The sequence below is a fragment of the Testudinibacter sp. P27/CKL/0425 genome (assembly GCF_052931395.1).
In genome coordinates this window covers 1,847,978-1,870,647 of sequence record NZ_CM128801.1, presented here as the reverse complement: position 1 = coordinate 1,870,647, position 22,670 = coordinate 1,847,978, and the positions used below count along the sequence as shown (strand labels likewise).

General features: G+C 46.6%; 22 protein-coding genes, 2 tRNA genes and 1 pseudogene. 16 read left to right on the top strand and 9 right to left on the bottom strand.

Annotated elements, in window-relative coordinates; all coding sequences use genetic code 11:
• Positions 1-130: 130 nt before the first annotated feature.
• Complete coding sequence (locus tag ACUHGC_RS09310; protein ID WP_446834861.1) at positions 131-1,018, bottom strand: IS256 family transposase, variant Zn-binding type; 888 nt, start codon at positions 1,016-1,018, stop codon at positions 131-133.
• A gap of 137 nt (positions 1,019-1,155) precedes the next feature.
• Positions 1,156-2,886 (bottom strand): arginine--tRNA ligase, encoded by a 1,731-nt coding sequence (argS, locus tag ACUHGC_RS09305; RefSeq protein WP_446833054.1) that lies wholly within the window; start codon positions 2,884-2,886, stop codon positions 1,156-1,158.
• 103 nt (positions 2,887-2,989) lie between these two features.
• Between argS and ACUHGC_RS09300 the strand changes: the two genes are divergently transcribed.
• A complete protein-coding gene (locus ACUHGC_RS09300) occupies positions 2,990-3,604 on the top strand; it encodes a VOC family protein (protein WP_446833053.1) in 615 nt (204 codons plus the stop codon).
• On the top strand, positions 3,605-4,066 hold the full coding sequence (locus ACUHGC_RS09295; protein ID WP_446833052.1) for a glycine zipper 2TM domain-containing protein: 462 nt from the start codon (positions 3,605-3,607) through the stop codon (positions 4,064-4,066).
• A 72-nt stretch (positions 4,067-4,138) separates the two neighbouring features.
• Here the strand turns inward: ACUHGC_RS09295 and ACUHGC_RS09290 are convergent, their stop codons facing one another.
• The gene (locus ACUHGC_RS09290; protein WP_446833051.1) at positions 4,139-4,753 is read right to left on the bottom strand and encodes a DedA family protein; all 615 of its coding nucleotides are present in this window, start codon (positions 4,751-4,753) and stop codon (positions 4,139-4,141) included.
• A gap of 311 nt (positions 4,754-5,064) precedes the next feature.
• Here ACUHGC_RS09290 and rplY point away from each other — a divergent pair, with 311 nt between their 5' ends.
• From rplY to rnm, 6 genes are all read left to right on the top strand, one after another.
• Complete coding sequence (gene rplY / locus ACUHGC_RS09285; protein WP_446833050.1) at positions 5,065-5,349, top strand: 50S ribosomal protein L25; 285 nt, start codon at positions 5,065-5,067, stop codon at positions 5,347-5,349.
• A 75-nt stretch (positions 5,350-5,424) separates the two neighbouring features.
• Positions 5,425-6,210 (top strand): tRNA pseudouridine(38-40) synthase TruA, encoded by a 786-nt coding sequence (gene truA / locus ACUHGC_RS09280; RefSeq protein WP_446833049.1) that lies wholly within the window; start codon positions 5,425-5,427, stop codon positions 6,208-6,210.
• Positions 6,211-6,317: 107 nt separating this feature from the next.
• Positions 6,318-7,253, top strand: a complete 936-nt coding sequence (gene accD / locus ACUHGC_RS09275) for an acetyl-CoA carboxylase, carboxyltransferase subunit beta (RefSeq protein ID WP_446833048.1) — start codon at positions 6,318-6,320, stop codon at positions 7,251-7,253.
• Between the two features lie 7 nt (positions 7,254-7,260).
• Positions 7,261-8,601, top strand: a complete 1,341-nt coding sequence (gene folC, locus ACUHGC_RS09270; RefSeq protein ID WP_446833047.1) for a bifunctional tetrahydrofolate synthase/dihydrofolate synthase — start codon at positions 7,261-7,263, stop codon at positions 8,599-8,601.
• A gap of 114 nt (positions 8,602-8,715) precedes the next feature.
• Complete coding sequence (locus tag ACUHGC_RS09265) at positions 8,716-9,282, top strand: cell division protein ZapC domain-containing protein (protein WP_446833046.1); 567 nt, start codon at positions 8,716-8,718, stop codon at positions 9,280-9,282.
• A 57-nt stretch (positions 9,283-9,339) separates the two neighbouring features.
• Positions 9,340-10,230 carry an RNase RNM gene (rnm, locus tag ACUHGC_RS09260; protein ID WP_446833045.1) on the top strand — a complete coding sequence of 297 codons (891 nt, stop codon included), beginning with the start codon at positions 9,340-9,342 and terminating at the stop codon, positions 10,228-10,230.
• A gap of 61 nt (positions 10,231-10,291) precedes the next feature.
• On the opposite strand, the gene erpA is transcribed toward rnm, so the two are convergent.
• On the bottom strand, positions 10,292-10,633 hold the full coding sequence (gene erpA, locus ACUHGC_RS09255; protein ID WP_446833044.1) for an iron-sulfur cluster insertion protein ErpA: 342 nt from the start codon (positions 10,631-10,633) through the stop codon (positions 10,292-10,294).
• 185 nt (positions 10,634-10,818) lie between these two features.
• Here erpA and map point away from each other — a divergent pair, with 185 nt between their 5' ends.
• Positions 10,819-11,622 (top strand): type I methionyl aminopeptidase, encoded by an 804-nt coding sequence (gene map / locus ACUHGC_RS09250; protein WP_446833043.1) that lies wholly within the window; start codon positions 10,819-10,821, stop codon positions 11,620-11,622.
• 60 nt (positions 11,623-11,682) lie between these two features.
• Positions 11,683-14,292 carry a bifunctional uridylyltransferase/uridylyl-removing protein GlnD gene (glnD, locus tag ACUHGC_RS09245; RefSeq protein WP_446834882.1) on the top strand — a complete coding sequence of 870 codons (2,610 nt, stop codon included), beginning with the start codon at positions 11,683-11,685 and terminating at the stop codon, positions 14,290-14,292.
• Positions 14,293-14,351: 59 nt separating this feature from the next.
• Here the strand turns inward: glnD and ACUHGC_RS09240 are convergent, their stop codons facing one another.
• On the bottom strand, positions 14,352-14,948 hold the full coding sequence (locus tag ACUHGC_RS09240) for a histidine phosphatase family protein (RefSeq protein ID WP_446833042.1): 597 nt from the start codon (positions 14,946-14,948) through the stop codon (positions 14,352-14,354).
• Positions 14,949-14,973: 25 nt separating this feature from the next.
• Entirely contained in the window at positions 14,974-16,434 is a 1,461-nt protein-coding gene (gene cls / locus ACUHGC_RS09235) for a cardiolipin synthase (RefSeq protein WP_446833041.1), read from the bottom strand.
• Positions 16,435-16,474: 40 nt separating this feature from the next.
• On the opposite strand from cls, the pseudogene ACUHGC_RS09230 reads away from it, so the two are divergent.
• The 6 genes and pseudogenes from ACUHGC_RS09230 (at position 16,475) to ACUHGC_RS09205 (ending at position 19,641) form a co-directional block, all read left to right on the top strand.
• Positions 16,475-17,150, top strand: a pseudogene (locus ACUHGC_RS09230) (TIGR01621 family pseudouridine synthase).
• 47 nt (positions 17,151-17,197) lie between these two features.
• Complete coding sequence (gene ypfJ / locus ACUHGC_RS09225; RefSeq protein WP_446833040.1) at positions 17,198-18,043, top strand: KPN_02809 family neutral zinc metallopeptidase; 846 nt, start codon at positions 17,198-17,200, stop codon at positions 18,041-18,043.
• A gap of 113 nt (positions 18,044-18,156) precedes the next feature.
• The gene (gene pgsA / locus ACUHGC_RS09220; protein ID WP_446833039.1) at positions 18,157-18,714 is read left to right on the top strand and encodes a CDP-diacylglycerol--glycerol-3-phosphate 3-phosphatidyltransferase; all 558 of its coding nucleotides are present in this window, start codon (positions 18,157-18,159) and stop codon (positions 18,712-18,714) included.
• 113 nt (positions 18,715-18,827) lie between these two features.
• Positions 18,828-18,903: transfer RNA gene (locus tag ACUHGC_RS09215), tRNA-Gly, on the top strand.
• A 22-nt stretch (positions 18,904-18,925) separates the two neighbouring features.
• Positions 18,926-19,012, top strand: a tRNA-Leu gene (locus ACUHGC_RS09210).
• A gap of 488 nt (positions 19,013-19,500) precedes the next feature.
• Positions 19,501-19,641 (top strand): ecotin family protein, encoded by a 141-nt coding sequence (locus ACUHGC_RS09205; protein WP_446834881.1) that lies wholly within the window; start codon positions 19,501-19,503, stop codon positions 19,639-19,641.
• 62 nt (positions 19,642-19,703) lie between these two features.
• Here the strand turns inward: ACUHGC_RS09205 and ACUHGC_RS09200 are convergent, their stop codons facing one another.
• The 3 genes from ACUHGC_RS09200 to ulaR form a co-directional block, all read right to left on the bottom strand.
• Positions 19,704-20,591, bottom strand: a complete 888-nt coding sequence (locus ACUHGC_RS09200) for an IS256 family transposase, variant Zn-binding type (protein WP_446834861.1) — start codon at positions 20,589-20,591, stop codon at positions 19,704-19,706.
• A 170-nt stretch (positions 20,592-20,761) separates the two neighbouring features.
• The gene (gene ulaG, locus ACUHGC_RS09195) at positions 20,762-21,829 is read right to left on the bottom strand and encodes an L-ascorbate 6-phosphate lactonase (RefSeq protein WP_446833038.1); all 1,068 of its coding nucleotides are present in this window, start codon (positions 21,827-21,829) and stop codon (positions 20,762-20,764) included.
• 71 nt (positions 21,830-21,900) lie between these two features.
• Complete coding sequence (gene ulaR, locus ACUHGC_RS09190) at positions 21,901-22,659, bottom strand: HTH-type transcriptional regulator UlaR (protein WP_446833037.1); 759 nt, start codon at positions 22,657-22,659, stop codon at positions 21,901-21,903.
• Positions 22,660-22,670: the final 11 nt, after the last annotated feature.

Below are 22,670 nucleotides of genomic sequence, written 5' to 3'. Positions count from 1 at the left end.
AGCTAAGGGCGATAAAATCCGACAATTTGTCGGATTTTTATTGGCATAGTAGCCAAAAATGTGGCTGATTTTGAGATCTAAGCTTCTATTAGACATTTTTGTGGCTACTCCTCTTAAAGCGCTAGTTTTTCTAGCTCTTTTTATTCAAAAAATCCTGTATAAACATAATCTTATTCCTTCGGTTTAGTCCATTATGAACGGATAATTTCTGCTTTAAATCCTTAAACAGCCCTTCCAGCCGATTTGTCGTTTTTTCTATCCGTAACTCCGGGTATTTTTCAAAGACAAACAAGTAATCCATATAGCGTTTAATACTGGCATAAGCCCCTCTCAATTTGCGATGTTTATAAGGAAATTTACCCTGATTATCGGGTATATCAGACCGTTCTTCTAAGTAAGCTTTATGCTGCAAAAACCAGTGATGCAAACGGACATAAAAGTCATTTTTGTGACTCTGCTTGAGTGTTTTAACCATTGTTTTCAGTTCCTTTCCGGCAACGGATTTAGGGTTTCTCGTCAGCTTGCGAATCACCATTGCAACAAGGTGAAATTGGCACATTTGGGTTGGCGTATTAAATATATCTTTCAATAAGCCCCGTCGCCCATCGCAAGTAATAGATTGAATAATAAATCCTTTTTTACGCAATCGATTGATGGCTTTGGTATAGTAAATGTCCTTTTCGGTACGAACGATTTGGTGGTAAATCACCTTTTTTGAGCGGGAATCCATTATGACTAATACGCCGAATTGTCGCCCGAAAAAAGTGACATCCATAATAAGATTCAACATTGTGGTTTGCGGTGTGCTGAGTGGCGTTTTAGGGGCTTTTTTCAGGTGCCTTTGGATAGTCCTGACCGAACAATCATAGGTTAACGCAAGCTGCTTATACGTCTGTTTTCCGACGGTGTAATCGTGCCAGATTTGGGCGGATTGAAGGTAATTTGTGTGAGAATATGTCCGTAAACAATCCAAGCATTTATAGCGTTGCTTGCCTGAATTTTTACCGTGTTTTTTAATGTGTTCTGAACCACAGAAATAGCAATTTTTTGGTCATTTTAAAAAATCTCACTTAACGCCTTATTCTATAAGGGATTAAGCGAGATTTCAGCCACATTTTTGTCTACTATGCCTTTTGTTATCGGAAGCCCAGTGAACTACATTTTTGCCACGGTTTTAATTCCCAATAAATCCAAGCCTTGTTGCAAGGTTTTTTGAGTTAATGCTGCCAATTGCAACCGGCTGTTTTTCAGGGCTTCGTCATCAGCGTTAAGAATCGGGCAGTGCTCATAGAAGCTGGAAAATGCACCTGCCAATTCATACAGATAAGCGCATAAAACGTGCGGTGTACCTTCTTTCGCCACGGTTTGCACCGCTTCTTCGAATTGCAGCAACTTAATCGCCAAGCTGCGTTCTTTGTCGTCTTGCAAACTGACGTTACCCTGTAACGCTGAGGCGTCAATGCCGCTACGGCTGAAAATTGAGCTGATTCGGGTATAGGCATATTGCATATAAGGTGCAGTGTTGCCTTCAAAACTTAACATATTGTCCCAATCGAACACATAATCAGTGGTGCGATTTTTAGATAAATCGGCATATTTCACCGCGCCGATTGCCACCGCTTCCACCACTTGTTGCAGCTCATCTGCGGTTAAATCCTGATTTTTCTCAGCAATCAACTTGCCCGCACGTTCAATCGCTTCGTCTAACAAATCGGTTAATTTCACAGTGTCGCCGGAGCGAGTTTTGAACGGCTTGTTGTCTTTGCCCAGCATCATGCCGAAATTGAAATGTTCCAAGCTCATGCTGTCGGGAATGTAACCCGCTTTGCGCACAATCGTCCACGCCTGTTGTAAATGCTGGCTTTGGCGGCTGTCGGTGAAATACAATGCGCGATCGGCGTGCAGCACTTCATGGCGATATTTAGCTGCGGCGATATCGGTGGTGGTGTAAAGAAAGCCGCCGTCGCTTTTTTGTATGATCACGCCCATCGGTTCGCCGTCTTTGTTTTTAAATTCGTCTAAAAAGACTACCACTGCGCCTTGATCGTCAACTGCAATGCCTTTGGCTTTTAAATCGGCAACGACGCCTGCCAGCATCGGGTTATACAGGCTTTCGCCCATCACATCATCATTGCTTAAGGTAACATTTAGGCGATTGTAGGTGTCTTGATTTTGCTGCATGGTGATATCCACCAGCTTGCGCCACATGGCCAGGCAGTATTGATCGCCACCTTGCAGTTTCACCACATAATTGCGTGATTTTTCAGCAAATTCGGCGTCGCTGTCATAGCACTGTTTCGCCGCGCGGTAAAACGCTTCCAAGTCACTCAACGCCAAATCTTCCGCGTGTTCGTTTTCCACTTTTTCTAAGTAAGCAATCAGCATTCCGAATTGCGTGCCCCAATCGCCCACATGGTTAGCGCGGATCACATTATGTCCTAAATATTGCAACACGCGCACCACCGCGTCGCCGATAATGGTCGAGCGCAAGTGCCCGACGTGCATCTGTTTCGCCACGTTCGGCGCAGAGTAGTCGGCGACAATGGTTTGCGGCTGTTCGGTGGTGTCAATTAAGCGCGTTTCGGTTAGTAAATGTTGGCTTTGCTCGGCTAGCCAGTCGCGGCTGATAAACAGATTGATAAAACCCGGGCCTGCGATTTCGACTTTTTCTACCAGTTTGCCTAAATCCAGCTGATTCAGCACGTTTTGTGCCATTTCGCGCGGTGCGATGCCGAGTTTTTTGGCGGCTGCCATAATGCCGTTTGCCTGATAATCGCCGAATTGCGGCTTGCCCGACTGGCGAACCAGCGCATCACAGCCGGCGTCCGCACCGGCGGCGATCATTGCGTGTTTAATTTTTTGCGATAGAATGCGTTGAATATTCACAGAAATAGTAGCCTTTTGATTGAATTTCACTTAATAAATTGGGCGCTATGATACCGTTTTATCGCGGTTGAGAAAAGACAGGCTACAGAAAAGAGTGCAGAAAATGACAAATTTACCGCAACAACATCCGCTATTTTTAACCGAAACCGCACTTGAGCAACAATTTGCCGAATTTGAACGGCGGGTTTTGGATTTAGCACGGACGATCGGCATTGCGCCTTCCGAATTTTGTGTGGATCACGTTGCAATTCGGGTTAATAGCGAGCAACAAGGACAAACCTGGCTGGCATCGTTGTTAAAGTGCGGTCGGCTGCTGAGTGATAACATTGTCAACGGCAGACCGATCTATTTGATTGCTTTAGACCAAGCGTTAATTTTAGCGGAGCAAGCGGTTTCGGTGGTGGAATTGCCGATGCCGAAAGGCAAATATTATCCGCAAGAAGGTTGGGAACATATCGAACTGGTCGTACCGTTTTTGGCGAAAGAATCACCAAATGAATGGCGCGAACGCGTAATTCGACAGTTTTCGTTGAACCAAAATGAATTGCTGGCAGTCAAAGTGGACGAACCTAAAGTAACAGGTGAAAAGTTATCGAATCTTTCGATTGCGATAACCTTTATCGACAAAACAAAAAATTATACTTGTATCAAACTGCATCCACATCATATTATGGACGTAGTGAGTTCAGAAAGTAATCAATTTGAAGGGAAAATGTAAATGAAAAAATCTATGTTAGCTGTAACCGTCATGATGGGTTTGGCTGTCGTCGGTTGTGCCAATAAAGATGTGTATAGCGGAAATGTGTATACCGGTGATCAAGCAAAAGAAGCACGCTCAATCAGCTACGGCACAATTGTTTCCAGTCGTGAAGTGGCAATCCAAGCGCCTAATCAAGGTGTGATCGGTACGGTCGGCGGCGGTGCTATCGGCGGTATCTTAGGTTCAACTGTCGGCGGCGGAACAGGACAGGCGATTGCGACAGCAGTCGGTGCAGTTGCCGGTGCGGTTGCGGGCAGCGTGATCGAGCAAAAAGCCAGCCAAGTGGATTCATTGGAATTAGTGATTCGCAAAGATGACGGCAAAGAGATCGTGGTTGTTCAAAAATATGATTCCAAATTAGTGCCGGGTGCACGCGTGCGTATTGTCGGCGGTTCAACGCTGAACGTTTCTGCACTGTAATTTGTCATACAGACCAAAACAAAGAGCGGTTATCATTAAATGATAACCGCTCTTTTCGTTTGTGAATGTAACTTAATTTTTTTGTTCTTCGGCTTGCTGGCGTTTGCGTTTCCAATAAGTATAGCCAATAAAAATCGCCACCGCCGCCAAAATCAAATAAATGCCCATTTGCCCGTGGCGCATTTGTGCTTTGATCCAGTCAATATTCTCCGCGCCGTGATGACCAAGATAGACCCACACCGGAACCGAAATAATTGCCGCCATGAAATCAATCAAGAGAAAACGGATAAAGCTGACTCGGCGAGTAATGCCGGAAATAATATAAACCGGCGTTCTTAATCCCGGTAAAAAACGGGCGAAAAACAGTAACCGGTTGCCGTAGCGATCAAATTTATCTTTGACCATTTTTAAGCGTTTAAAGGTGATAAAGCGTTTGATTAAACGAAAACGCAGAATTTTCACGCCGTAGAACCGCCCCAACAGATACATTAAGCAGTCGCCGAGCAACACCCCAATCATGCCGACCACCACCATCCAATGCGGATTGGCGTAGCCCAAGCCGGAAATAATCCCACCGGAAACTAGGGTAATATCCTCCGGAATCGGAACTCCAAGCCCACACAATAGCAACACGAAAAAGACGGCGAAATAGCCATAATTAGTAAAAAAATCAATAAAAAATTGCACGATTAACCCGTTATTTTAGTTCGTTTAAAGGATTCAATTTCTTTAATTGAGACAAGCCGTTATTTTGCCTCTTTTTACTGACAATTGCCATCATAAAAAGCAGAAATCTAACCAACCTGCATGAATTTGCCAAAAACACCGAAAAAGTGCGGTTTTTATTTGCGCTTAGGCTAAAAATTCACTAGAATAGCCGCCCTTAAGTTTGCAACCGCAGCTTAAGCCATACTTGTCGGAATTGCTGGGTCGCCTGCAATTCTTAATATTGATAAGAAACATACTGTGAGTGTGTTTCATAAATTGAGAAATTTAAAATGTATAAATTTACTGCTGAAGTTCGTCAAGCGCTAGGAACGGGTGCGAGCCGCCGTCTGCGCCATGCGGGTCAAGTTCCTGCAATCGTTTATGGTGGCACCGAAGCCCCTGTTTCTATCGTATTAAACCACGATGAAGTGAATAACGCACAAGCTAATGATAACTTCTATAGCGAAGTGATCACGTTAGTTATCGACGGCAAAGATGTTGCTGTTAAAATCCAAGCGGTACAACGCCACCCGTTCAAACCGAAATTGGCTCACTTGGATTTCAAACGCGTTTAATTTTTAACGTGTAATCTGAAAAACACCAGCAACCTCGGATTGTTTGGTGTTTTTTCGTATCTGAGCGGAGAGAAAATGAAAATTGCATTAGGGATCGAATATGACGGCTGCCGTTATTTCGGCTGGCAGCGTCAGCAATCGGTAAAAAGCGTGCAACAAGTGCTGGAAACCGCACTTAGCAAAGTGGCGGCACAGGACATTGCGGTATTTTGCGCCGGGCGCACCGACTCCGGCGTGCACGCCACCGGGCAAGTGGTGCATTTTGAAACCGATGCCGTTCGTCAGATTCATGCTTGGACGCTCGGCGTGAATGCCAATTTGCCCGACGATGTGAAAGTGAAATGGGCACAGCAAGTTGATGAGTCGTTTCATGCCCGCTTTAGCGCCACCGCACGCCGTTATCGCTATATTATTTATAACAATCCGTTGCGACCGGCGATTTTGGTAAACGGCGTCACCCACTATCATCAGCCGCTGGATCATCAAAAAATGCAGCAAGCGGGGCAGGCATTATTGGGTGAATTAGATTTCAGCTCGTTTCGCGCGGCACAATGCCAATCACATTCGCCGTGGCGCAATGTTCATCATCTGAATGTTAGCCGTTTACGGCAGTTTGTGATTGTCGATATTCAGGCTAATGCCTTTGTGCATCACATGGTCAGAAATATTGTCGGCAGCTTGCTGGAAGTCGGCAACGGCAACCAGCCGCCGGAGTGGATCGGCTGGTTGCAGCAGCAAACCGACCGCACTTTAGCGGCACCGACCGCAAAAGCGGCGGGGCTGTATTTAGTGGATGTGACGTATCCGTCCGATTTCGGGCTGCCGAAAATGCCGTTAGGGCCACTTTTTTTGGCGGATTAAGTGGTTGGTTTCCAGAAAAATGTATAAAAAACGCGATAAATATGGTGTAATAACGCAAAGTTATCGTAACCCTTACCATTAACAAGAATCATCAACAAGGTTAACCAATGAGCTGGATTGAAAGAATTTTTAGTAAAACCTCAGTAAGCAGCAGCAGCCAAAAGGCAAATGTTCCGGAAGGCATCTGGACAAAATGTACCTCATGTGAACAGGTTTTATATCGTGATGAAGTGGTGCGCAATTTGGAAGTGTGTCCGAAGTGCGGTCACCATATGCGTATCGATCCGCGGATGCGCTTGTTGCAACTGTTGGACGAAAACACCGCGCACGAGCTGGCGGCGGAGATTGAGCCGGAAGACGTGCTGAAATTTAAAGATCTGAAACGCTATAAAGATCGTATCACCGCCGCGCAAAAACAGACCGGCGAGAAAGACGCATTAATCGTGATGCAAGGTAAAATCTATGATTTACCGGTGGTGGTTGCTGCGTTTAACTTTAACTTCATGGGCGGCTCGATGGGTTCGGTGGTCGGCGGCAAATTTGTGAAAGCCGCAGAAGCCGCATTGGCAAATCGTTGTCCGTTAATCTGTTTCTCAGCCAGTGGCGGCGCGCGCATGCAAGAAGCGCTATTCTCACTAATGCAAATGGCAAAAACCAGTGCGGTGTTGGCAAAACTGAAAGAAGCGGGCGTGCCGTATATTTCAGTGTTGACCGATCCGACCATGGGCGGCGTTTCCGCCAGTTTTGCGATGTTGGGCGACATTAATATTGCCGAGCCGAAAGCATTGATCGGCTTTGCCGGTCCGCGGGTTATTGAACAAACCGTGCGTGAAAAACTGCCGGAAGGCTTCCAACGTAGTGAGTTTTTGTTGGAAAAAGGCGCGATTGATATGATTGTGAATCGTTTGGAAATGCGCAAAACCTTAGCCAGCATTTTGTCTAAACTCTGCGGGCAGCCGTCGCCGTTTAAAGAAGCGGAATTAGTTGCCGAACAAGACACTGTAGAAGAGAGCGAAACCGAGCTTCCTCAAGAACAAAACTAACAATAATATGACAACAACTTTACAAGCCACCTCTCCGCTGGAGAAGTGGCTTTGCTATATAGAGCAGAGCCACGGCAAAATCATTGATATGGGATTGGAACGCGTGAAACGTGTGGCGCAGCAACTGGAGCTGCTCAATCCCGCGCCTTTTGTGATCACCGTCGGCGGCACCAACGGCAAGGGCACCACCTGTCGCTTGCTGGAAATGCTGCTGCTGAACGCCGGTTATCGCGTCGGCGTATATTCCTCACCGCACTTGCTGCGTTACAACGAACGGGTTCGGATTCAAAACCAGGAACTGCCTGATCATCAGCACACCGAATCGTTTTACTTTCTCGATCAACATAAAAGCGAGTCGCTAAGTTATTTTGAATTTAGCACTTTATCGGCGTTGCAGCTGTTTAAACAGGCGAAGCTCGACGTGGTGATTCTGGAAGTCGGTCTCGGCGGACGGCTGGACGCCACCAATATTGTCGATGCCGATATCAGTGTGATCACCTCAATTGATATTGATCACGTCGATTTTCTCGGCGACAACCGCGAGCAGATCGGCTATGAGAAAGCGGGCATTTTCCGCACAGGCAAAAGTGCGGTTATCGGCGAAGCGGAAGTACCGCAATCGATGTTGGAACACGCCGAACAGCTGGGCTGTAATGTATTTCGTGTCGGGAAAGAGTGGCACTATCAAGTGAATGAGCACGCTTGGCAGTGGCAAAGTAGCGAAACACAGCTGCAAAATTTACCGCTGCCGCAAATTCCACTGGCAAATGCCGCGACCGCACTTGCGGTTTGTCAGCGTTTGCCGTTCGATATTTCGCCGCAAATTATCGCAACCACATTGGCAGAAGTGGAGCTGAACGGGCGTTTTCAAACCATCAGCCGTGCGCAATTGCAGCCGTTGGTGCAAGCGTGGCAGCTCGATCCGGATAATTTGCCGCAAGTGCTTATCGATGTCGGACATAATCCGCATGCCGCACGCTATTTGGCACAAAAACTGCAAACGCTCAAGTTACAACGTCACGATAAACTGAATGTAACCGCAGTGTTTGCGATGTTGAAAGATAAAGACGCGGCGAATGTGGCTGAGCCGTTAGCCGGTTTAATCGATCACTGGTGCTTTGCCGGTTTGGACGGCTATCGCGGGCAAACCGCAGCGGAATTGCAAACGGCGGTGCAGCAACAGCTACCGCAGAGTGCCTTGCAAACGGCGACGACTGCCGAAAGCGTGGCGAAAGCGGTCAAAACCGCACTTCAAGCGATGTCGGCATCGGATCTGCTGTTAATTTTCGGTTCATTTTTTACCGTAGCGGCATTTTTGGTGTTAATTGAGGAGAAAAGTGCGGTTTAGTCCGCAATTTCGGATAAAAAACTAGCCGTACAAAAAGAAAACAGGTAGCATGAAATCATACCGTGTTAAACGTGCACCAAAAGGCGCACCGCAAGGATACGATAACGGACAAAGATGATGAATGTGAACGGTTTTTTTTATTGGGAATATGACAAAGCGACAGACTGTCTGACGCTTTGCTCGCAAACGACCCCGAAAAAAATCCGCACTGCGTTGAAAGGCGAAATGCTCAATCAAAGTGCGTTCATCAACTGCGATTGCGAAGTAGAGGATTTCCTGTTTTATAACCAAATCATCGAGCTTATTGAATACAGCGAATTGATTACGCCGAATCAACAGGAATTTATCGCCTACACCGCGGTTGCCGCCAAATCTTTTTTACTGCCGAAACAGCCGAAAAGCTGGTTTTTTGAGGCGTGCGAAGGCAGCGTTGTGCCGTCAGTTGCGCAATATCCTTGCTTGGTGCAGACCCAAATCAAGCAAACGCAGCAAACCATTTCCTTGCTGTTATTCGACGGCGATGATCAAGTTGCCGATTGTTTACTGTTGGAAACCGCACTTGAGTTGCCGGGCTTGAAACTGCAATTCGGGCAGCCGTTGCGGATTTTCACTAATCGCTTGCATTATCTGGATCAAGCCGAATATGCCGTTGATCCGTTTTGGCAGCAACAAACCGCTTAATCTACGCATCGTGCAGCCAATGTCATTTTAATTAAAAAAACAATACCAGAGAAAACTATGTCAACAGATTCGCCTCAAGCTTCCGCGTATCCACTCGCCACATCCACGTTACGTTTCGACTTACACTGCCACAGCAACGCCTCCGACGGTGTTTTAACCCCGAGCGAAGTGGTTGTTAGGGCGGCAGAACAGGGCATTAATGTTTTGGCGTTGACCGATCATGATACGGTTGAGGGGTTAAACGAAGCAAGACTGGCAGCACAACAACACGGCATTCTGCTGATTAACGGCGTGGAAATTTCAACCTTGTGGCAAAACCGCGGCATTCACATTGTCGGATTGGGATTTGATCACACTCATCCGGCGATGACCGCACTTTTAGCCCAACAGGCGGAATTGCGTCATCAGCGCGCGCTGGCAATCGGGGCAAAACTGGAAAAGTGCGGTGTGGAACAGGCTTATCAAGGGGCGAAATCGTTGGCGGCAGGTGAAGTCACCCGCGCGCATTATGCGCGTTATCTGGTGCAAGTCGGCAAAGTGAAAAACGAAACGCAGGCGTTTAAACGCTACCTCGGACAAGGCAAACCGGCGCACGTCGCCGCGCAGTGGTGTGACATTGAAACCGCGAATCGAGTGATCCACCAAGCAGGCGGGCTTGCGGTCTGCGCTCATCCTTTGCGCTATCCGCTGACCCGCAAATGGCTGATTCGGTTGTTGACTGATTTTAAACAGTGGGGCGGCGACGCGGTCGAAGTGGCGCACAGTGGACAATCGCCCGATCAACGACATAATTTAGCCAAACTGGTCGCCGAAATGGAGCTGTATGCCTCGGCCGGCTCGGATTTTCACTATCCCTGCGGCTGGATTGAACTAGGAAAAAACCTCTGGCTGCCAACGGTGTCGAAGCCGATTTGGGAAGTGCGGTCGGATTGGGGAAATCTCGCATAAACAAAAAAGGTGTTATGGCAAGCATAACACCTTTCTTTTTGACTAAAAAACAGAAAAAATCTTAAATACTGAATGACGAACCGCAGCCGCAAGTGGTGCTGGCGTTCGGGTTGTTGACGATAAAACGCGAGCCTTCCAGCCCTTCGGTGTAATCGACCGTGCCGCCGATTAAATATTGCAAGCTCATCGGGTCAACCACCAATTCAACGCCGTTTTTCTCGATAGTCAAGTCGCCGTCGTTAACTTTTTCATCAAAGGTAAAACCGTATTGAAACCCGCTGCAACCGCCGCCGGTGATATACACCCGCAGTTTTAAATCCGGATTTTCTTCGCCCGCTACCAAATTTTTCACCTTGTTTGCTGCCGCATCGGTAAAAACTAACGGAATTGCTACATCTGTCATAAGGACTCCCACTGATGTCCAAAAAAATCATTCGGCTATTATTATACAAGCTGAAACTCGGTTCAAGGGATATTTGGCAACAAAATCGCCGAGCGGCTGCGGAAAACCGCATAGTATTTTATCTGGCGGAACGAAAATGCTATACTGGCGGGAATTGAAAAATAAGCTGAAAAGTAAGGTAACCCATGAATATTCCTATCCGCAATGACGCCGAATTGGCAAAATTACGCGAGGCCTGCAAGCTGGCGCAAGATGTGTTGGTGATGATTGAACCCTATGTAAAAGAGGGCGTGACCACCGGTGAATTGGATCGCATTTGCCATGAATACATGACCAATGTGCAAAAGGTGATTCCCGCTTGTTTAAACTACCACGGTTTCCCGAAAGCCACTTGTATCTCGGTTAACGAAGTGGTTTGCCACGGTATTCCGAGCGAAGATAAAGTGCTGAAAAACGGCGATATTGTGAACATCGACGTCACCGTGATCAAAGACGGTTTTTTCGGCGATAACTCCAAAATGTATCTGGTCGGCGAGCCGTCGATCAAAGCAAAACGCTTGTGTGAAATTACGCTGGAATCGCTGTATATCGGCTTGCGCACAGTGAAACCGGGCATTCGTTTAAACGAAATCGGACGTAGCATTCAGCAATATGTCGAAAGCAAAGGCTGCTCGGTGGTGCGTGAATATTGCGGGCATGGCATCGGCGATCAATTCCATTGCGATCCGCAAGTGCTGCACTATTATTCTGATGACGGTGGCGTGGTGTTGAAAGAGGGAATGGTGTTTACGATTGAGCCGATGGTCAATGCCGGACGACGCGAAGTGCGGTTGATGAAAGACGGTTGGACGGTGAAAACCAAAGATCGCAGCCCGTCGGCGCAATATGAGCATCAAATTGTAGTGACCGAAAATGGCTGCGAAGTGATGACTATTCGTGATGAAGAGATTGCCGAAGGGCGTATTTCCCGAATAATGGTGAATGTTTAATTTTTTAAAAACGCCCTGATGTGGCGTTTTTTATTTGCTGATTGTTGAAAGAGCGTGCTGCTGATGAAACCGTTTTCCCCTGATTTTTCTACCTTAACTGTCAACGATGTGAAAGAGCGGTTGGAGGAATTAAAAGCCGATGAACTGGCACAATTTTCCCACACCGATGTCAATCAACTGATCGCCAATCGCAGCCGATTTTATGATCAACTGCTGTGCGAGTTATGGCGGCAATTTGGGCTGGAACAACAACCGCTGGCATTAATCGCGGTGGGCGGTTACGGACGCGAGGAGATGTTTCCGCTGTCCGATCTGGATATTTTAATTTTAAGCGAAACCGCACTTGAGCCGTCGCTGGAGGAGCAGATCGCGCAGTTGATTCAATTTTTATGGGATTGCCGGTTTGAAATCGGGCACAGCGTGCGCACGGTCGAACAGTGTCTTGCCGAAGGGAAACACGACATCAGCATCGCCACCAATTTGCTGGAAGCGCGTTTTCTTGCCGGGCAAACCGCACTTTTCAGCGAATTAGAAACTGCGGTTCATGCCTCGGACTTCTGGAGCGTCGAGGCATTTTTCCACGGCAAAATGCAGGAAAAAGAGCAGCGTTATCAACGCTACAACAACACCGGCTACAATTTGGAGCCGGATATCAAATATAATCCGGGCGGGCTGCGCGATTTGCATTTGCTATATTGGATTGCACTGCGTCACGTCGGGGCGAAAAATTTGCAAGATATTTTGGATTCCGGCTTTATCTACCCGGAGGAACACCGAATTTTAAACGCCGCCCAGCATTTTCTGTTTAAATTGCGCTTTGCATTGCATTTGGTGATTAAACGTTATGACAACCGTTTGTTGTTTGATCGCCAGCTGAAAGTCAGCGAAATTTTGGGCTACCAAACGCCGGATCAGCAAATGCGTGGCAACCAAGCGGTGGAAGAGATGATGAAAATGTTTTTCCGCACCGCCCATGAGATTCGCGAATTAACCGAATTGCTGTTGCAACATTATCAGGAACATTTTATCAATCGTTGTGACGACTGTGCGGTGCAGCCGTTAGACGAGAATTTCGAACTGAAAAACAACAGTATTCAGCTGCGCTGTGCTGATTGTTTTATTTTGCAGCCGGACACGATTTTAGATCTGTTCTACCATTTAACCGCACAACCGCAGGCGACAATTCACTCCACCACCTTGCGCCGTTTGCGGTTGGCATTGTTGCAAAACAGCAGTTATTTAATCGACTATCCGCTGGCGCGGCAGAAATTTATCCGATTGTTACAACAGCCGCAGGTGATTGCGCGCGCGCTCGTGCCGATGCACCAACACGGCGTGTTGAATGCCTATTGTGAGGAGTGGAACAATATCAGTGGCTTAATGCAGTTTGACTTGTTCCACGCCTACACCGTCGATGAACACACCATTCGCGTGCTGTTGAAGCTGGAGAGTTTCCTCGATCCGCAAAATCGCGAGCAACACCCGTTGTGTGTGGAGCTGTTCCCGCAGCTGGTGAACCGCAGTTTGCTGTATGTGACCGCACTTTTCCATGATATAGCCAAAGGGCGCGGCGGCGATCATGCCGAATTGGGCGCGATTGACGTGTATGATTTCGCACAAAAGCACGGTTTTATCGAAGAAGAAGCGGAAACCATGGCTTGGTTGGTGTTGAATCATCTGAAAATGTCGGTCACAGCGCAGCGGCGCGATATTTATGATCCGCAAGTGGTGTTGGAATTTGCCAACAGCGTGAAATATCAAATCCGCTTGGATTATCTCAGCTGTTTAACCGTGGCGGACATCAGTGCCACCAACGGCACGCTGTGGAACAGCTGGAAACGCTCACTGATCAAAACGCTGTATCAATTCACTACTCAACAGTTGCAACAGGGCAGCGATTATTTACTGGATGTCAGCGATCAGATCTTACAACATCGGCTGCGAGCGTTGGCGCTGTTACAGCCGTTATTGCAAGATGAAACCTTGAAACTGCGCGCAGTAAACGATTTTTGGCAGCGGTGCCCGCAGGATTATTTTTTGCGCAATAACCCGCAGCAATTGGCGTGGCACGCGGAGTTGGTTTGCCCGGCGCCGAACGAAACCATTGTCAAATCCAGCAACCGCTTTTCCCAAGGCGGCACCGAGCTGTTTGTGTATTGCCCCGATCAACCGCACTTGTTTAACAAAGTGGTACGCGCGATTGAAGCCAAAAATTTGTCCATTCACGACGCACAAATTTTAACCAGTAACGACGGTTACGCTTTGGATTCGTTTATTATCAGCGAAACCAGCGGGCTGTTGGCGAAATTTGATCGCCGCCGCAGTTTGGAAGAAAGTGTGTTAAACGCATTGCAAAGTGATTACAAACCGGCGCTGCGCCACAAAATCAACAATAAGCTGCAACACTTCCATGTGCCGACCGAAGTGCGGTTTATCAACACCCAAAAAACGGATCAAACCGAACTGGAGATTTTTGTGCTGGATAAGCCCGGCTTGCTGGCGATGATCAGTAACGTGTTCAGCGAGCTGGGGCTAAACTTGCTGAACGCCAAAATCACCACCGTCGGCGAACGCGCCGAGGACTTTTTTATTTTGGTGAATCGCGAAAATCACGCACTGAGTGAAAGCGAACGCGCGCAGCTACAACAAGCGCTGGAAACCGCACTTTAACTCAGATTAACGGATTTGAAAGCTGTCGCTTGCCAAATGACGTACGTCGTTACGGCAGATTAAGCTAGCGCATCTTGCCGATATTCAACGAGATTAATCGCAGTGTTCAGCACCGTCGGGCTCAACTCCGGATCGCGGTGCTGTCGCCAGTCGCCGCCGTTGAGAACGTGCAGCAACAGCCGCAGGGTATGCCCGTGCGAAACAATCAGAATGTTGCCTTGCGAGTGCTGCTCGATAATCTGTTGCAGCGCTTGCCAAGTGCGTTGGTGAAGCGCTTGATAGGTTTCGCCCTGATTGGATTGCGCCAGATAATCGGCGGGGCGGGTGGACATGATTTGAAATTCGTCCAAGCGGCGCAGCTCGGCGATCACTTGCCCTTCCCAAACGCCGAAAAACTGTTCGTTTAAACCGGCAAGTTGAAAGTGCGGTATTGTGCGTTCGCCAATAATCAATGTGGCGGTATCAACCGCTCTTTTCAATTGGCTGCTATAAGCGGCGGCAAAATCTACAGTTTTCAGCGCCACGGCAGTCGCTTTCGCGCCATTAATGCCCGCTTCGGTCAACGGCGAATCACCGCCGCCTTGCAGCAGCCCGGCTTCGTTCCATTCGGTGCGTCCGTGGCGGATAAAATATAAGTTTAACTGCTTGTTCTGCATAAATCGTGGTGGTTACCGGTGTTTGCTATAAGAGTGGGCTGAACAAAAAGAACAGCCGCTCAAAAAAGCGTTTATAAATCGAGCGTTTCGCCCATTGTTGTTCCTGCATTAACACCGACTGGGTTAAATAGCCTTGTTGCAACGCTTCAACTTCTTGTCCGAAACTCAAATCATCGACAATCATCGTTACTTCAAAATTCAGCATAAAGCTGCGCTCATCCATGTTCACCGTGCCGAGCAGCGCCAGCCTTGAATCGATCAAAATGCTTTTGGTGTGCAGCAGCCCTTGTTCAAAACGATAAATTTTCACCCCGGCGTCCAGTAATTCGTCAAAGAAATTGCGGCTTGCCCATTCCACTAGAAATGAGTCGTTTTTTTCCGGCAGAATCAGGCGCACATCAATGCCGCGAACCGCTGCCGTCGCCAGCGATGACGCCAAGGTTGCGCTCGGTACGAAATAGGGCGAGGTGATGGTGATACTGCGCCGCGCGCTGCTGAACGCCAGCAGCAGTGACTGGATCATCATATCTTCAGGGAATCCCGGCCCGGACGGCAAAATCTGTACGCCGTGCGAATCATCGGGTTTATTCTGTAAAATCGGGCATTGCGGCAGCAGCGAAACGTCTTCTTCGGTTTCCATTTGCCAACCCCAATTGTGCACCCCTTGCAAAATCAGTGCGCCCGGGCCGTCAACTCGCACCATAATGTCGATCCACTGTCCGACATGAGAATCTTGTTTGAAATAGCGCGGATCGACCATATTCATGCTGCCGGTGTAGGCAATATGTTCATCGATCACCACAATTTTGCGGTGTTGCCGCAAATCAATCCGGCGAAAGAACATCCGAAACAGATTGGCGTGCAGCGCTTCTTCAATCCGAATGCCGTGATCGCGCATATAGCGGTAGTTTTTGCTGCCGAGAAATTTTTTGCTGCCGACCGAATCGAGCAGAATCTCAATTTTCACCCCGCGTTTGGCGGCTTGAATCAGTGCAGTCATCACATCGTTCACCAGCCCGCCGTCATGCCAAATATAAAACGTCATCGAAATGCTGTGTTGCGAGCGTTCAATATCTTGAATCATCGCTTTGATGATCGTTTGCGGCGTATCCAAAATATGCAGATCATTGCCCAACACGCACGGAATGCCGACGCGCTGGCGGCTGAGGGCGAACAGCGGTTTGAAACGCAGGTTTTGATTGCTCAAGGTCAGATTCGAGCAGTGATCAAAACTGCTGAACCAAGTTTTGTATAACGGCGAGAGTTTTTTAAATGATTCGGCGCGACGGCGTCCGAGTTTGATTTCACCTAACAGCAAATAGGCAATAATCCCGAATAGTGGGATCATATAGATAATCATCAGCCACGCCAAAGTGATGGAAACCGCTTGTTTTTTGAATGCCAAGCGCGCGGTGATCCCGACACTGAAAATCCAGATTAGCGGCGGCATCAGATAACCAAGAATTTGCGAAAGTTCTACATTCATACTATGCTTACCACCATGTTAAATTTCATCTCTTGATAAAATGCAAACCGCACTTGAACCGATCACCGTTGTTTACCAACATCCCGATTTTATTGTTATCGACAAGCCTGTCGGCATCAGCGTCCACAAAGATCAACAGGAAGCAGGACTGCCGGATTTGGTCGCCCGCCAGTTGGGCTGCTCGTCGCTATGGCTGGTGCACCGTTTGGATAAAATCACTTCGGGGCTGCTGATTTTGGCACGCAATAGCCAAGCTGCCGCCGAATTATCAAATTTGTTTCAAAAACATCAAATTGAAAAGCATTATATCGCGCTTTCCGGCGAGAAACCAAAGAAAAAGCAGGGGCTGATTATCGGTGATATGCAGAAAACCCGCAACGGCAGTTGGAAGTTAAGCCACAGCCGAGAAAACCCGGCGATCACCCGTTTTAACAGCGTTAGCTGCGAGGCCGGGATTGCGACTGTTTCATTTAATGCCGAAAAGCGGCAAAACCCACCAAATTCGCGTGGCGATGAAAAGTATCGGCAGTCCGATTTTAGGTGATCAGCGCTACGGCGACAAAACCGCACTTGACCGCACTTACCTGCACGCGTATGCACTGAAATTTCAATATCAAGGAAAACCATTTTTTATCAAACAATTACCGCAGCAAGGCGACTATTTTCTAAAAACAAACGTGCGCCAACAAATCGAGTTACTAGACATTGTGAGATGATTCGGTGGATAATAAGGCGTTTTAGGTTTATTTACTAGAGGTGTGATATGCGTTGGCAAGGACGTAGACAAAGCAGCAATGTTGAAGATCGCCACGGAGCTTCCGGCGGTGGCGGTGGTTTCGGCGGCAAAGGCGGCGGCGTTGTCGGGTTATTGATTTTATTGGTCGGTGCTTATTTTGGGGTCGATCTTTCCGGCTTAGTTGACAGCAGCGGCATCAGCGCCGGCGGCAGGTATCAAAGCAGCCTCAGCGAACAAGAGGAACAACAGCTAAACGCATTTTCACGCGTAGTGCTGGCGGACACCGAAGTGGCGTGGGATCAATATTTCGCCAAAAGTGGCGAGCGCTATGTCGCGCCGACTATGGTACTGTATAACTACGCCACGCAAACGTCTTGCGGAACAGGGCAGGCGGCAATGGGGCCGTTCTATTGCCCGAACGATCAACGTGTATATCTGGATTTGTCGTTTTATAAAGACATGAGCGGCAAATTGCGCGCTTCCGGCGACGCGGCATTTGCCTATGTGATTGCGCACGAAGTCGGGCACCATGTACAAAATATTTTAGGCATTTTGCCGAAAGTACAACAAGCCCAGCAGCGCAGCGGCAATCAAACCGCCGCCAATCAGCTTTCGGTTAAACTGGAATTGCAGGCCGACTGCTTTGCCGGCATCTGGGGGCATTACGCCGACAAAAACGGCATCTTAGAATCCGGCGATTTGAAAGAAGCCTTCAGTGCCGCTGAAGCAGTTGGCGACGATCGGCTGCAAAAACAAAGCCAAGGCTACGTTGTGCCCGACAGTTTCATCCACGGTACTTCTGCACAGCGCCTAGCTTGGTTTAAACGTGGCTTGCAAAGCGGCGACATTAAACAGTGTAATCCGTTCGGTTAAACAGGCAAAAGGCGTAGAAATACGCCTTTTCTTTGTGCGATTTGCGTATGCTGTTTAAATAATTCTTTTTTTAGGCTAAAATAGCCAAAATTCTGCCGCGATGTGTTATTTCCATGAAATTTAATATACCGACATTCCTCACGCTGTTTCGGGTCGTACTGATTCCGTTCTTTATTCTCTGTTTTTATCTCCCGTTTAAATGGGCGCCATTCGTGACCGCTTTTCTGTTTTTTATTGCGGCGATCACCGATTGGTTTGACGGCTTTCTTGCCCGCCGCTGGAATCAAACCACCCGCTTCGGTGCCTTTCTTGATCCGGTTGCCGATAAAGTGATGGTGGCGGCGGCGCTGGTGTTAGTGGTGCAGTATTATCACAGTTTTTGGGTGACCGTTCCGGCAATTGTGATGATTTCACGCGAGATCATCATTTCCGCGCTGCGAGAGTGGATGGCGGAGCTGGGCGATCGCAATAAGGTGGCGGTTTCTTGGTGGGGCAAATTTAAAACCACCGCACAAATGATTTCGCTGATTGGCTTACTGTGGCGTTACAACCCGCTAATGGAGCAAGTTGCTATCGTGGCGCTGTATATCGCCGCGGTGCTGACGGTTTGGTCAATGTTGCAATATTTGAACGCTGCCAAAGGCAGTTTGCTGGACGACGTTGCTCATTAACCTTTGAAAGTGCGGTGTTTTTAAGCAGTTGAGATAAAAAGTCATAATTTTATTTGACTATCAATTTCAAATCAGTAAAATGCACCGCACTTGATTCAGTTACGAATCAAAACGCGGGAATAGCTCAGTTGGTAGAGCACAACCTTGCCAAGGTTGGGGTCGCGAGTTCGAGTCTCGTTTCCCGCTCCAAATCTTATTGCAATGAATCATTGCCCGAGTGGTGAAATCGGTAGACACAAGGGATTTAAAATCCCTCGACTTTCGAGTCGTGCCAGTTCAAGTCTGGCCTCGGGCACCATTATCCCAATATTCATGGAAAGGCATATTTTATAGACTTTAATAGTAAATCTTTGATTTAACATTAACGTAATACAAATGATTTTTGCCATCAATCATGCCCCATGGTGGGTCAACCCAAATAGCCAATGTTGCCAATATAAGTGCTTTTTGCTCTGATCACGGCAGATCTAGATCTATAATCAGTGAAAAACCACTACAGACCATAGTCACTCACAGCGACAGTGAATTGAGCGGCGGTAAGATCAACTTGACGCCGACCGACGATAATTTAGAGGTCGTGGTTCAATCCTGAATGCTCAACGCATTGCGTTAGATTCCGCCCAAATCATTCTACTGACGTAGGATTTACTCTATATTATTTTTTTATGCGTTTCACTACATTTGCAAACAATAACTATTGTAATATTCGAAGCAGCCTTATAAATACTTCATTGTAAAAGGCTTAAATACTCTTAAAAAGAAGACGAATCACGCTTTCAAGTTCAGATTATTGCTGAAAAAGCCGGCTTAAAAGATTGTAACACTACTTGGTATAATGCCGAATTTGCAAGCAGAACACTTCAAGGTTGGGGTTACATCTATTACACCGTCGGCAATATCAGGCATAGTAGCCAAAAATGTGGCTGATTTTGAGATCTAAGCTTCTATTAGACATTTTTGTGGCTACTCCTCTTAAAGCGCTAGTTTTTCTAGCTCTTTTTATTCAAAAAATCCTGTATAAACATAATCTTATTCCTTCGGTTTAGTCCATTATGAACGGATAATTTCTGCTTTAAATCCTTAAACAGCCCTTCCAGCCGATTTGTCGTTTTTTCTATCCGTAACTCCGGGTATTTTTCAAAGACAAACAAGTAATCCATATAGCGTTTAATACTGGCATAAGCCCCTCTCAATTTGCGATGTTTATAAGGAAATTTACCCTGATTATCGGGTATATCAGACCGTTCTTCTAAGTAAGCTTTATGCTGCAAAAACCAGTGATGCAAACGGACATAAAAGTCATTTTTGTGACTCTGCTTGAGTGTTTTAACCATTGTTTTCAGTTCCTTTCCGGCAACGGATTTAGGGTTTCTCGTCAGCTTGCGAATCACCATTGCAACAAGGTGAAATTGGCACATTTGGGTTGGCGTATTAAATATATCTTTCAATAAGCCCCGTCGCCCATCGCAAGTAATAGATTGAATAATAAATCCTTTTTTACGCAATCGATTGATGGCTTTGGTATAGTAAATGTCCTTTTCGGTACGAACGATTTGGTGGTAAATCACCTTTTTTGAGCGGGAATCCATTATGACTAATACGCCGAATTGTCGCCCGAAAAAAGTGACATCCATAATAAGATTCAACATTGTGGTTTGCGGTGTGCTGAGTGGCGTTTTAGGGGCTTTTTTCAGGTGCCTTTGGATAGTCCTGACCGAACAATCATAGGTTAACGCAAGCTGCTTATACGTCTGTTTTCCGACGGTGTAATCGTGCCAGATTTGGGCGGATTGAAGGTAATTTGTGTGAGAATATGTCCGTAAACAATCCAAGCATTTATAGCGTTGCTTGCCTGAATTTTTACCGTGTTTTTTAATGTGTTCTGAACCACAGAAATAGCAATTTTTTGGTCATTTTAAAAAATCTCACTTAACGCCTTATTCTATAAGGGATTAAGCGAGATTTCAGCCACATTTTTGTCTACTATGCCTTTTTATTTGGAAAAATAGCAATAAAATGCCGAGCAATTTGCTCGGCATCGTGTTGATTATAAGAAAGAGCGGTATGGTAATTCCGGCTCGTCAGTGAAAATATCATCAAAACCGCGCCAGTGTTGGTAGTGCATTTTTGCTTTATCGGTCGGGAAGGTATATTTACCGCCAACCTGCCAGAAGAATGGAGTGAATTGATAACCCAAACGGTTTTTCTTCATATTCCATAATACTTCGATTTCACGAGGGTCGCTTTGGAAGTTTGACCAAATATCGTGATGAATCGGAATAACAACTTGCGTATTTAAACATTCTGCGGTACGCAAAATATCAGAGGATGTCATTTTGTCGGTAACACCGCGCGGGTTTTCGCCGTATGACATTAATGCCACGTCGATTTTATAATCATTACCGTGTTTGGCATAGTAGTTGGAATAGTGGGAGTCACCGGAGTGGTAAAGGTTACCGCCATCCGTTTCAAAAAGATAGTTCACAGCACGTTCATCCATGCTGTCAAGAATGTCTTTATCTTTAGAGGATACGCCCTGTGGCAAAGTAACCAACGCCGTCCGATCAAAGGCATCTAAGACCCGCACTTTAACATCACCGACTTCAATGACGTCACCGACTTTGGCGGTAACACAACGTTCGGCAGGAACACCCCATTTAGTCCACAAATCCACACAGGCTTTAGGTCCGATAAATTTCACTTTATCACTGCAATTTTGCAATACCGCGGCAGCGACATTCGGGTCAATGTGGTCGGCATGATCGTGAGTTGCCATTACCGCATCAATTTCTTTAATCGCAAACGGATCTAATACAAACACCGATGTTCTCAAATTCGGCTGTAAGTTGCGAACGCCGCCCATGCGCATCATTTGATGCTGTTTATTCATCAGCGGATTTTTACCACTGCGCTTACCGGTGCCACACCAAAAATCAACGGAAATATTGGTATTGCCGGCTGTTTTTAACCAGATACCGGTACAACCTAGCCACCACATGGCAAATGTACCTTTTTGTACCTGCTCTTTTTCAATTTGCTCATTAAGCCAAGTTCCCCATTCAGGGAATGTGCTTAAAATCCATGATTCGCGAGTGATTTCATTAACTTTACTCATAATAATTACCTTCTTTTAGATTAACGAATATTTAATTTTGCTACGACTCGCTATCATGGCAAACAGAGCAATTACACTAAAATAACTTCAACACCTTTGTTGCGTAGGGCTGAAATGATTCTGGTATCGGCATCTTTGCCGGTAATAACGATATCTAACTTTTCTGCCAGAGAGAATAGTGTACCTATCCGCTGTCCGACTTTTGAACTATCGACTAAAGCCACAACTTTATTCACATGATCGAGCATTTTTTGTTCTACCATAGCTGACAGCAAATCGACTTTAAATAAGCCTTCTTCGCTTAATCCGCTGCCGCTGGTAAACATATAGTGTCCGGCATAAAAGGTATCGGGCTTTTGATCAGTGGTTAAAAACAGACTCCGCTCTTTATAGTATTGACCGCCCAACACCACCAAATTGTCATGATCTTGCTCAATCAAATAATTTAGCAATGGAAAATAATTTGTAATAACTTGCACCGATTTCCCACAAATTTCTTGCCCCAACAAAAATGCGGTTGAACCACAATTGATCACGATGCTGTCACCATTTTTGCAAATTTTAGCCGCCTGTTTGGCGATTCTGGCTTTCTCATCATAATTACTGGCTTCGCGTATGGTGAGCGGCGACCAATCAGCATTTTTATTATCATCACATGGATATGCGCCGTTGCGCACTTTTTTCAATTTTCCTTGAGCGCTTAATTTCGTAATATCACGCCGTGCCGTAGCAGGTGAAATTTCAAATTTTTCAACAACTTCAGCAACAGTTATAGAGCCCTGTTGGTGTAAAAGCTCTAATAGAGCATTTTGCCTTTTTAATTCTGTCATAAAAACCTCAC

Coding starts and splice junctions, on each gene's coding strand:
- ACUHGC_RS09300 (WP_446833053.1), top strand. CDS start 2,990: ATGACAAATTTACCGCAACAACATCCGCTATTTTTAACCGAAACCGCA.
- ACUHGC_RS09295 (WP_446833052.1), top strand. CDS start 3,605: ATGAAAAAATCTATGTTAGCTGTAACCGTCATGATGGGTTTGGCTGTC.
- rplY (WP_446833050.1), top strand. CDS start 5,065: ATGTATAAATTTACTGCTGAAGTTCGTCAAGCGCTAGGAACGGGTGCG.
- truA (WP_446833049.1), top strand. CDS start 5,425: ATGAAAATTGCATTAGGGATCGAATATGACGGCTGCCGTTATTTCGGC.
- accD (WP_446833048.1), top strand. CDS start 6,318: ATGAGCTGGATTGAAAGAATTTTTAGTAAAACCTCAGTAAGCAGCAGC.
- folC (WP_446833047.1), top strand. CDS start 7,261: ATGACAACAACTTTACAAGCCACCTCTCCGCTGGAGAAGTGGCTTTGC.
- ACUHGC_RS09265 (WP_446833046.1), top strand. CDS start 8,716: ATGATGAATGTGAACGGTTTTTTTTATTGGGAATATGACAAAGCGACA.
- rnm (WP_446833045.1), top strand. CDS start 9,340: ATGTCAACAGATTCGCCTCAAGCTTCCGCGTATCCACTCGCCACATCC.
- erpA (WP_446833044.1), bottom strand. CDS start 10,633: ATGACAGATGTAGCAATTCCGTTAGTTTTTACCGATGCGGCAGCAAAC.
- map (WP_446833043.1), top strand. CDS start 10,819: ATGAATATTCCTATCCGCAATGACGCCGAATTGGCAAAATTACGCGAG.
- ACUHGC_RS09240 (WP_446833042.1), bottom strand. CDS start 14,948: ATGCAGAACAAGCAGTTAAACTTATATTTTATCCGCCACGGACGCACC.
- cls (WP_446833041.1), bottom strand. CDS start 16,434: ATGAATGTAGAACTTTCGCAAATTCTTGGTTATCTGATGCCGCCGCTA.
- ypfJ (WP_446833040.1), top strand. CDS start 17,198: ATGCGTTGGCAAGGACGTAGACAAAGCAGCAATGTTGAAGATCGCCAC.
- pgsA (WP_446833039.1), top strand. CDS start 18,157: ATGAAATTTAATATACCGACATTCCTCACGCTGTTTCGGGTCGTACTG.
- ulaG (WP_446833038.1), bottom strand. CDS start 21,829: ATGAGTAAAGTTAATGAAATCACTCGCGAATCATGGATTTTAAGCACA.
- ulaR (WP_446833037.1), bottom strand. CDS start 22,659: ATGACAGAATTAAAAAGGCAAAATGCTCTATTAGAGCTTTTACACCAA.